This window comes from Agathobaculum sp. LCP25S3_E8 (assembly GCF_052117165.1).
GTDB lineage: Bacteria > Bacillota > Clostridia > Oscillospirales > Butyricicoccaceae > Agathobaculum.
Genome location: NZ_JBQKJR010000089.1, coordinates 1 through 7,793, shown reverse-complemented (window position 1 = coordinate 7,793; position 7,793 = coordinate 1). Strand labels below are relative to the sequence as shown.

Below are 7,793 nucleotides of genomic sequence, written 5' to 3'. Positions count from 1 at the left end.
GTTATTTTGTAGACAAGGCATCAGCAGCTGGCGCCGCTCCCGCCTTAAATTATTTTGGCTCTATTTTGCACTGCCCGGCAGTGTTTACACAAAATTTGGGACAGACCTCAAACGGATGATATGACTCTTGTTCAATATATTTCTGCAACAATAAAAGAGTTTGTATCGGACGTACCATATGAAATGCTTTGAAGAATGGAGGAAACTTCTCAACATTACTTTCCAGCTTATCCCACACAATGTTAATTTGGGCTTCCACATATTCTCTCACACCCTGATCCGAGAATACATTTAAGAGAATATTGCATGCCTCAACAGTCCTGCGTTGATTTATCCGAAAGGATATTTCAATCATTTTACTAAGAGGAATAATCTTTTCCTCGACAAAAACATACTTGATTAAAAAGTTGCTGAAACTTTGATCCGAAATTCTTGCTGCCTCGTCATTGCACAGATCGATGATTTCCGCTCTGTGGAGCAATTTCAGATCCGATGTAAAATCACTGCTACTTATTCCCACGACCTCAAAAATTGGGATAAGCTTTTCGAGATGCTTTAGATGGATCGCTTGAACAAATGCAATAATTCCAGCCGAACTCACGCCTGTCTCACTTTCGATAAGAGCATTCAACTGTTTGCCGTAATAGTTATAATAAAGATCTGATGCGTCCTGAATTGAAGCAAGACTTTGGGAATCTACTGCAAGTTTTCCAGCAAGCATTGCCAGACGCGCGTTCCCTTCCGCAATGGCCACAATACGATCTGTGTAAACTCGATTTGTGATACCGCAACACATTTCTACAAGTTTACATATCTCATCATCATTAAATTTAGCGATTTTGATTGTTTTCGGTCGAATAAACTCCATAACGCTCTGCATCACTTCTTTACGGGCATAGTCGCGTACAGTCATGATTAATTTTGAAATATGCCGTGATTCTACCGTTGCTTTCTGAAGATACTCCAACACATAGTGCAATCCAGAAAGCTCATTGGCATCGTCAACAAGCACCAAATAATCTTTTCCTTTTTCGATTGCAGATACAAGATCCTCATATAGCTGCAAATTGTTGTTTTTTATGACAAATACGGTGTAACCGTTCTCCTCTGCCAACTGTCGGCATAATTCCAGCGCAAATCTAGTCTTCCCAACGCCAGCAGGCCCTGCAACCAACAAGACATCGTTATCATACAAAGCCGTCTTGGCTTTTTCTAACTCCTTTTCTCGAAAAAGGAATTCTGTTCCTAATGGAGCGGACATCTTATTTGCGTCATATTTCGCCACAAACAGATCCAATGGCAGAATTTGACCTGAGTCGATGCTAATCCCCAAGAAATCTTGGGCTAAACTTGGACACTCACGGAAGATGTCATTTCCCAATTGATCCAATCCAATTAATGTCAGTACCACACCGTGCTTTTCGCAATATTGTCTTAGATATTGATCATCGCCTGCTCGTAAGCGACCATATGTATGGCAATATATGATCTCTGCTATATCGTCCGCAGAAACACCTGTTTTGCTTGAATCAAAGCATTTATCAATGTCCTCAATTGATTTCTTTAAGAAGTCTGTTTTTTGTGTCGTATACATCACAAAAACATACTTATTCTCTGCCGTTAAAAAATAAGTATCCGGATTTCCCTTAGCTGTCTTATCTGTTCCTGTATGCATACCCAACGAATATACATTTTTGTATCCTTTATAACTTAAGTACGCATCACAAAGATTTTGGAATGCGCCACCATCCATTTGATCGATTCGACTTTTGATTTCTGTTAGCTTTGACATTATTTTCCTCCGCAAGCAAAATAGCCATAGATGTCATTTTGGAGTTCAACTTCATTTTATCATCCATTTCCCGTATACGCAATTAAATCCCTTTGTGGCTGCAAATGGTTTGGAGATAACAGACAATGTGAACGATCCGTTTTCTATCCCCGAACTCTTCGCATCTGTGTATCTCTTTAGTTAAAATGTTTTCCATATATGAATTATAATTTGCAAGACATCACCGTGGCTACCTATCGAGAGGGCGACCCTGACGGACAGGCGGCGCGGGCGATTTACAAGCATCTGAGCTTTGCGGAAGGACGGCTGACTGAGGCGTTCGGCCATCCCATCCAAGAGCTAAATACCTATCAGACAAGTGTGAATCAAACAAAGTCCGAATGAAGATACTTCATCCGGACTTTGTTGATTTGTCCATCTTTTCCCCCATCATCCGGTGCTCACTGTCCGGCTTCGGCAACCGGAATGCAGATCAGCAGTTCAAACCAGCCGTCTTTCGCCTCGGACTGCAAGGTGCCGCCGTTGCGCAGCGCGATCTCCCGCATGCTGGGCAGACCCAGACCGTGCGCCAATTGATCCGCCTTAGTCGTGGACAGGTCTGCCGATATCTCCCCGGCAAAGGCATTTTGGACCCGCAGCATCAGCAACCCTTTGTGCACCTTGCACCGGACTACGACCGTCTTATCCTCCGCCTGCGCGGCCGCTTCCATCGCGTTGTCGAGCGCATTGCCCAGCAGGGCGCACAGGTCGGTGTCGGAAAGCGGCAGCGGCTCCGGCAGCGCAACGGCCAAATCCGGTATCAGCCCCGCCTGACGCATGGCTTCCGCCTTGGCAGTCAGCACGGCATTTGCGATTTCATTCTCGCAGATGCGCTGTGCGCCCTGCAAGGCCGGAGACGCCGAAAGCGCATCCAGATAGTGAAGCGCCCCGTCCGCGTCGCCCTGTTCCAGCCGCGCACGAATTACCGTCATATGGTTTCGCAGATCATGGCGCAGCGTGCGCACCTGCTGCGCCTGCCGCTGTAAGCCTTGATAATACACCTCACGCACCGAAGCCAAGCGGCTTGCCTGCTCCAGCTTTTCATGGTCAACCAGCACCAATACCGCCCGCAGCAGCATGACCACGGTCAACAGCACAAAGGGCAGCACGACCATCCCCAGATTCATTGCCTGCGTATAGGCGGCAGAAGAAAGATATTTATTATACGTCAGCAGCACCACAGACACCAATGCGCAAAACGGCATCGTCGCCAGCCCCAGCATCAGCCGCCACAGTCCGGCAGATAAGACCACCGGCTCCTGCGGCAGACGGTGCCACAGCGCCAGATACAATCCGCCGAACACGACAGGCCGCAGCAACCGTGTTAACACATCATAACCCTGCACATGCTGCAAATAGGTGTCCAGCATGGCACAAACCGACATCACCAAGCAGAAAAAGATCAGGCACATCGTCAGCCGCCCGATGCGGTCGCCGCGGGTACACAGAAAAAACACCGCCAGAAAAAACGGCAGCGTATAAAGCAAGTTGGGGTCACCCACCCAGATCACCATACCGCTGCTGCCGGCAAACAGCAAAAGCAGCAGCGCGCCCCAGCCTTTGCCCCGGATCGACAGAAACGGGCAAGCCAGCCGGTAGATGAGCCACCCATTGAACAGGATCAGCGCCACCCAAGTCCCATTGCTTACCAACTGCGTGAGCCAATCCAAAAACCGCTCCCCCATCGGTTATCCCTCCAATTCCGCCCGCGTCAGCGCCAGCAGCGCGTCCGCAAGGCAAGCGCGGCTGATTGGCAGATGTGTTCCGTCCGTCAGTACCGCCTCGCTGCCCTCCACCCGCTCGACCGCTGCCGCTCGCGCGAGATAGCGCTGATGGAGCCGGACAAAGCCGCTGCCGACCTCTGCCGCAACGCTATCCAGCTTGCCATAAAAAGTGTATTCCCGCTCGGGTGTCACGCAGGTCACCTTGCGCCGGTCGGAGACAAAATACAGAATGCGGCTGACCGGGATGCGGTAATACGTATCTCCATTGCGGCAAACAAAAGTGTGTTCCATGCCCCGACACAGTGCTGTCTGCGCCCGGGTCACGATCTCCTCGAGCTGCTCCGTCTTGGGTGGCTTAAGCAGATACCCCAGCGCGCCGACGCTGTACCCGTCGAACACGTACTCGGCATAGCCTGTGACAAACACCAGTTGCAGATCCGGGTCAGCCGCGCGCAGCCGTCTGGCGGTCTCCATGCCGTCCAGCTGCCCCATCTCGATATCCAAAAACACCAGATCCAGCTCCCCTGCATGATGCGCCAGCCATTGCAGCAGCCCTTCCCCAGAGGAAAAGGCAAAAAACTGCGCCTCACACCGCCGCGGCTCCAACACCCGCTCGAGCGCGGACTGGAGCGCCAGTCTGGCGTCCAATACATCATCACAAATGCCGATCCGCAGCATTCCCATTCCTCCATTCCCGCTGCCCCGCCGCACGGCGGGGCTTTTTTCATGCCCTCATGGTCACTGGGGCTATTCTACCACGGCTGCCCGGTTTCATCAAACCAAACTTGACAGCAAAGCCGCCGATTATGACAAGTCAGAACGAATTGTCCCTAAACTTTCCCGTTTTGGCGTGGAAAATGACGGGGCAGTTTGTCCGCTCCCCTGCCGTACGGTACGCTGAAAGCAGAAGTGCCGGACACCAGCCCGGCGTTATGCCAATGCAGAAAGGAAGGGGTCGCCATGCTGACCGTCAAAGACTTACACAAATCCTATCAGGTGGGAAACGCCACCTATGAAGTGCTCAAAGGGGTGTCCCTCACGGTGGACGAAGGCGCGTTTGTCGCCGTGATGGGGCCGTCCGGTTCGGGCAAAACCACGCTGCTCAACTGCATCTCCTGTTATATCCCCGCCGATCACGGCAGCATTCTGCTGGGGAATACCGAGCTTGCCCGGCTAGGCGAGGACACACTGGCTGAGATACGCAACCGAAAGCTGGGCTTCGTGTTTCAGGATTTCCTGCTGCTCGACGGGCTGACCGTCCGGGAGAATATCCTGCTACCCGCCATCATCGGCGGCACCATCTCCGCAACGACGGAAGCCCGCGCTGACCAGCTTTGCGATGTGTTCGGCATTGCCGCCATCCGGGACAAATACCCGGCAGAAATCTCCGGCGGCGAAAAGCAGCGCACCGCTGTGGCGCGCGCGCTGATCAACCACCCGCTGCTCATCCTCGCCGACGAGCCGACCGGCAATCTGGATTCCAAGTCCTCCCGTGCAGTCATCCGCTCCTTTGAACAGGCCAAGGCCGCATTGGGCGCGACAATATTTATGGTGACCCACGACTCGTTTGCCTCGTCCTTCTGCGATCAGGTTGTCATCCTGCGTGACGGTGTGGTTTGGCAGACACTGCACAAGGGCACGCTGAGCCGGAACGACTTTCAAGATCAGCTGCTGGACGCCATCCGCGAAATGGGAAAGGAGTGAGACGATGCGGACATTTGCCCAAACCTATGCCGCCCTGCGGCGGAAGAACAGAGGGCAGTATGCCCTGCTGAGCGGCTGCTGCTTTTTCTCCGTGCTGCTGATCACCGCCTATGTGTGCATGATGCGCTCGCCCACCATCCTTGCCGTACTGCCCGAGGGCGGCGACAGCCGCAAGCAGGTGATGATGATTTTTGTCTTGGCAGTCATCGGCTGCGCGGTGTTCACCACCTACGCCGCCGGGCTGTTCTTCCGGCAAAAGTCCCGGGAGACCGGCGTGTTTCTCGCCTTGGGTGCCTCCCGCGGACAGCTGAAACGCGAGCTGCGCCGGGAGCTGGCCGTTATTTCCTTGGGCTCCTGCGCCGCCGGGGCGCTCTTGGGCGGCCCTCTGGCTTGGGCGCTGTGGCAGATCTTCCGCGCGCTGGTGGTGGACACGCAGGAAATGTCCCTTGCCTTTGACCCCGCCGCCTACACCTATGCGCTGGCGTTTGCCGCCTATGTCACCGCTATGCTCTTCCTGCTGGGTGGCCGTTCCATCCGCAGAACCAACATCATCGACGTGATTTCGGAGTCCCACCGCTCCGAGCCCATCCGAGCGGTCAAACGATGGTACGGCTGGGTGGGCATCGCCTTGCTGGTCGTGGGCGGCTTCTGCGGCTACATCGCCCCAGCTGTGTTCGTCCGCGGCCTCCATTGGTACGCCCCGGAGGGGCTCTCCGCCATATTCTATCTGCCTGCGCTGGTGGGTATGTACATGATTTTGCTGCACACTGTCGCCAATGGCTGGGGCGGCAGACGGCGCAGATACAAGGACATCATCTCGGTCTCCCAGATGCGCTTTCAGGGGCGGCAGACCGTGCGGAACATGCTGGTGATGACGGTGCTGATTGCCGGAGCTTACTTTGCCTCCTTTTACACCCCCATGCTGGGCACCGGCGCCATGATGGGCTATGACGCCCGGCCGGTGGACTATGCCTATCACTTCCGCGCCGATCAGGACATCCCTCAGGAGGGCGAGGTGCGTGCGCTGGCCGAGGAATATGGTGTCACAATCACCTCTTGGGTGCAAGCCCCCATGGCCCGGCTAGCCGTGGACGGAGACCGGCACGTAGAAACCGATGGGCCGCTGGGAACGACTTGGGAAAGCGTTTACTATGCGCAGGCAGAGTCCGCCCTTTTTCTCTCTGAGTCCGCCTACAACGCCCTCACCGGGGAACATTTGGATTTGCAGCCCGGGCAAATTGCCGGCATCATGGACGCGACTGGCGACGGCCAGGGCGTTTTCGGCGGATTCGTCACCTTAGTCACCAACACCATCACCGGAGAAAGCTGGCCAGTGACCATGACGGACGACCTGCGCAACGACCTGCTCTTTGGCCGCTATGTGATCGATGACGCCGACTACGCGGCCATGACCGACCGCCTCCCCGATGACTGGCGGGAGCAAATGGTGTTCTTCAACGTGGAAAACAACGAGGAAACCTACGACTTTGCCAAGGCGCTCTTTTATGAGATCGTGGACCGCTCCGGTCAGGAGGTTGCGCTGTACGACAGCTATGATCCCGTTGTACGGGAGATTGCAATTGCCGAGACAGGAGCGTATTTCCTCGACCCAGCCACCAGCGACAAGTACGACTTCACCCCGATCGACTATACCCAGCGGGACAGCTCCAACTTCCGGCTCTACTGGCAATACATGCCCAAATTCCGAGTGCTGGACAAGGCGGACTTTATCAAGACCACGGTCGTATTCCTGATGCTGTTCGTCTTTATCGCGATCGTCTGCTTTGCCGCGGTCATTGTCATCGCCTTCACCCGCTGCCTGACCATTGCCATCACAAACCAGCAGGTCTATGACGACCTGCGCCATCTGGGTGCGCCGAGAACGTATCTGTTCCGCTCTGTCCGCAGCCAGATACGTCGGGTGTTTCTGGTGCCGATGGTGACCGGCACCGCCCTGATCTACGCCTTTTACGCCATGATCATGTTCTTTAACGACAATCGCCTGACCATAGGCGAGATAGCCGGTCTGGGCAGCTGCCTGCTGCTCATCCTCGCCGTATCCGCCATTTTGTACGATGTTTACCGCCTGACTCGCCGCGCTGTCTGCCGCAGGCTGGGCATCTGATCCTCTTCTGCCCCAAACGCACATACAATCCACCCCATTCTCTAACCATATTATTGCAATAGTGCAGTTGGCATATGATTGAAGCGCAACTGCCTGTCAATCGCGGTAGTAGACGTTCATTCGGCTTACACGCTATGCCCCACTGCATCCATGCAATGCCTCTGTTTATCAGAGAGCCGCTGCATCAAAAATGGTTCATCGTCTCATTTCCAGAAAGTTTCAAATCATAATGGCTTTTGTTGTCCTGTTTACCTATAATGCCGAAAGCAGAAAAAAGAAAGGAGTCATCAGACTCCTTCCCAGTCTGTCGAAAAAGTCCAGCAAAAGCTGGGCTTTTTCGTTTGAGCGCGGTAAAATAGGAATAGGTGGTGAGAGCAATGCTGGAACGAGGAAAAATGGATCGGGATGT

General features: G+C 53.8%; 6 protein-coding genes. 3 read left to right on the top strand and 3 right to left on the bottom strand.

The genetic code is table 11. The features are described from left to right. Nucleotides 1-49 precede the first annotated feature (49 nt). Nucleotides 50-1,792 (bottom strand): hypothetical protein, encoded by a 1,743-nt coding sequence (locus ACTQ34_RS16900; protein ID WP_441364795.1) that lies wholly within the window; start codon nt 1,790-1,792, stop codon nt 50-52. A 198-nt stretch (nt 1,793-1,990) separates the two neighbouring features. Here ACTQ34_RS16900 and ACTQ34_RS16895 point away from each other — a divergent pair, with 198 nt between their 5' ends. Continuing rightward, nucleotides 1,991-2,176, top strand: a complete 186-nt coding sequence (locus tag ACTQ34_RS16895; protein ID WP_441364794.1) for a hypothetical protein — start codon at nt 1,991-1,993, stop codon at nt 2,174-2,176. A gap of 56 nt (nt 2,177-2,232) precedes the next feature. On the opposite strand, the gene ACTQ34_RS16890 is transcribed toward ACTQ34_RS16895, so the two are convergent. Together ACTQ34_RS16890 and ACTQ34_RS16885 are read right to left on the bottom strand one after the other, a co-directional pair. Then, nucleotides 2,233-3,516: a sensor histidine kinase gene (locus ACTQ34_RS16890; protein WP_441364793.1), complete on the bottom strand. Its 1,284-nt coding sequence runs from the start codon at nt 3,514-3,516 to the stop codon at nt 2,233-2,235. Nucleotides 3,517-3,519: 3 nt separating this feature from the next. Next, nucleotides 3,520-4,233 (bottom strand): LytR/AlgR family response regulator transcription factor, encoded by a 714-nt coding sequence (locus tag ACTQ34_RS16885; protein ID WP_441364792.1) that lies wholly within the window; start codon nt 4,231-4,233, stop codon nt 3,520-3,522. A gap of 282 nt (nt 4,234-4,515) precedes the next feature. Between ACTQ34_RS16885 and ACTQ34_RS16880 the strand changes: the two genes are divergently transcribed. Both ACTQ34_RS16880 and ACTQ34_RS16875 read left to right on the top strand, forming a co-directional pair. Beyond that, a complete protein-coding gene (locus ACTQ34_RS16880; protein ID WP_441364791.1) occupies nt 4,516-5,259 on the top strand; it encodes an ABC transporter ATP-binding protein in 744 nt (247 codons plus the stop codon). 4 nt (nt 5,260-5,263) lie between these two features. After that, nucleotides 5,264-7,384, top strand: a complete 2,121-nt coding sequence (locus ACTQ34_RS16875; protein WP_441364790.1) for an FtsX-like permease family protein — start codon at nt 5,264-5,266, stop codon at nt 7,382-7,384. The last annotated feature ends 409 nt before the right edge of the window (nt 7,385-7,793 follow it).

What these genes read in the sequence shown, in the direction of transcription:
- ACTQ34_RS16890 (WP_441364793.1), bottom strand. Translation starts at nt 3,516, where the DNA reads ATGGGGGAGCGGTTTTTGGATTGGCTCACGCAGTTGGTAAGCAATGGG.
- ACTQ34_RS16875 (WP_441364790.1), top strand. Translation starts at nt 5,264, where the DNA reads ATGCGGACATTTGCCCAAACCTATGCCGCCCTGCGGCGGAAGAACAGA.
- ACTQ34_RS16895 (WP_441364794.1), top strand. Translation starts at nt 1,991, where the DNA reads ATGAATTATAATTTGCAAGACATCACCGTGGCTACCTATCGAGAGGGC.
- ACTQ34_RS16885 (WP_441364792.1), bottom strand. Translation starts at nt 4,233, where the DNA reads ATGCTGCGGATCGGCATTTGTGATGATGTATTGGACGCCAGACTGGCG.
- ACTQ34_RS16880 (WP_441364791.1), top strand. Translation starts at nt 4,516, where the DNA reads ATGCTGACCGTCAAAGACTTACACAAATCCTATCAGGTGGGAAACGCC.
- ACTQ34_RS16900 (WP_441364795.1), bottom strand. Translation starts at nt 1,792, where the DNA reads ATGTCAAAGCTAACAGAAATCAAAAGTCGAATCGATCAAATGGATGGT.